We start from the raw sequence: 2,149 nt of genomic DNA on the forward strand, positions 1-2,149 counted from the left end.
CACCTGCCCGCCCTGTTCCGAGGGGCTGCAGAACCTCTGTGACAACGGCGCCGGGCTGCTGAGCGGCCGGGCCATCAGCGACGACGGCTACCGGGTGCACACCGCCGACGGCGAACCCGTGGCGACCATGTGCGTCCTGGGCACCTTCGCGCCGCACGTCACCGTCCACCAGTCCTCGGTCGTCAAGATCGAGAAGGACATCCCCCTGGACAAGGCCGCCCTGCTCGGATGCGGTGTCTGCACGGGGTGGGGCTCGGCCACCGAGATCGGCCAGGCCAAGGAGGGCGACGTCGTGGTGGTGGTCGGCGTGGGCGGGATCGGGATCAACTCCGTCCAGGGCGCCGCCGCGGCGGGGGCGCGCGTCATCGTGGCCGTGGACCCGGTGGAGTTCAAGCGGGAGAAGGCGATGGAGTTCGGGGCGACACACACGTGTGCCTCGATGGACGACGCCATGGCACTGGTCGGCGAGATCAGCTGGGGGCGCATGGCGGACCTGGTCCTGCTCACCATGGGAGTGGTGGACGGGAAGGACCTGCTGCCCGGGCTGATGCTCACCGGCAAGGGGCGCCGCTGCGTGGTCGTGGGGTTGGGGGACATGATGGCCGTCGACGCGCAGATCTCCATCCTCGACCTGGCCATGCAGCAGAAGACCCTGCAGGGGGCGATCTTCGGTGGCACCGGCCCGCGCAAGCAGATCCCGCACCTGCTGCACCAGTACCGGGCCGGGAACCTCAAGCTCGACGAGTTGGTCACCAGGACGTACCGGCTCGACGAGATCAACCAGGGGTACCAGGACATGCGCGACGGCAAGAACATCCGCGGTGTGATCATCTACGACGAGCAGGACTGGTAACAGGAGGATGTATGACGGAGCCCGAGCAACGGACCCCCAAGCAGGACCGTAGCCGCCTCACGCGGGAACGACTGCTCGGTGCCTCCATCGATCTCCTGGCGACACAGGGCTGGGCGGCGACCACCGTGGGTGCGGTGGCCGCCGCCGCCGGCGTCTCCCGGGGCGCCGCACAGCACCACTTCCCGACCCGGGAGGACCTCATCACCGCCGCGCTCGGTCACATGATCGAACAGCGGATCGAGGACGTGCGCAGGGTGGGACTGGATCTCGGCGAGGACCTCGTCCTTACGCGCCGACTCGGCCTCAGCCTTGCCGAGCTTGCGTTCCAGCTCGGCGATGCGGGCCTGCTCGGGACTGCGCGGGCTGCGGCCAGCCTTCTTCACCCCGCCCAGGGTGCCGGCGGCGATCGCGGCCCGCTATTCCTTGACGTGCGAATCATAGAGACGCCCCCGGCGCAGGACGGCGCCCTTCGCGCCGGCGGGGGCCGCATCATATTCAGCAACGATCCGACGTGTGAAGTCCGCGGTAAAGGACCGGCGCTTCGCCCGGTCGGACCACGGGCCCTGCGGATCCGCCGCCGGCGCGACGAGGCCCCAGCCTCAATCCACACTGACCGGGTGTCTCACCTCAGTGTCTCTACGACGGTCTCAACGCTGGGCAGGTGTAGGTGCGCAGCATGTGGTGCCGAATCGCTTCACACTCCGGGTCCCACCCCGCTCGACGAGGGTGGCGAATCACGGTCGTCAATTGATGTTCCTTTCCGAAACACGGTCGCTGCTCGTCGTATCCAACACCCACGATCGATCAACTGCGGGCAAGTCCGCCGAGCATCAGCTCGGCCCTATCGACGGGAAGCTGCTGGGTGATGGCTCGCTTGCTGAACATGAAATCGCGGGGGCGGTTGATGCAGTCTGCAGCAAGGAGCTCGCCATCACGGAGGTAGAAGCAGCTGAAGTCGCGGTCCCGGGTGGGGTCACCGCTGAGGACGACTTCGTCGTAACCGGTGTTGAGACCGGCGATCTGCAGCTTGAGATCGTATTGATCTGACCAGAACCAGGGCAGCGACACTGCGCTCTTGGACTTCCCGCAAAGGGTAGCCGCGGCGAGTTTCGCCTGATCGGTTGCTCCGGGTACGCACTCCAGCCGGACTCGGCGACCGTATCGAGAGATGTACTTGCTGGCACAGTCTCCGGCGGCAACGATGGCTGGGTCACTGGTTCGGGCGTGCTCGTCGATCACCACACCATCGTTCAGGGTCAAGCCCGCCGCCTCGGCGAGTTCTGTTCTCGGTTCAAC

At 66.9% G+C, this 2,149-nt stretch carries 2 protein-coding genes and 1 pseudogene; 2 read left to right on the plus strand and 1 reads right to left on the minus strand.

Features of this window, described 5'->3' with window-relative positions:
• Both G6017_RS13065 and G6017_RS13070 read left to right on the plus strand, forming a co-directional pair.
• The coding region (locus G6017_RS13065) for a zinc-binding dehydrogenase (RefSeq protein WP_241731539.1) at positions 1 to 853 on the plus strand (853 nt) is incomplete at its 5' end.
• An 11-nt stretch (positions 854 to 864) separates the two neighbouring features.
• Positions 865 to 1,122: pseudogene (locus tag G6017_RS13070) on the plus strand (TetR family transcriptional regulator); the annotation flags it as partial.
• A gap of 535 nt (positions 1,123 to 1,657) precedes the next feature.
• Here the strand turns inward: G6017_RS13070 and G6017_RS13075 are convergent.
• Positions 1,658 to 2,149 (minus strand): oxidoreductase C-terminal domain-containing protein (locus tag G6017_RS13075; RefSeq protein ID WP_182617732.1); only part of this gene is annotated, 492 nt, incomplete at its 5' end.

It is taken from the genome of Dietzia sp. B44 (assembly GCF_014145245.1).
In the GTDB taxonomy this organism is placed as follows: Bacteria; Actinomycetota; Actinomycetes; order Mycobacteriales; family Mycobacteriaceae; genus Dietzia; species Dietzia natronolimnaea.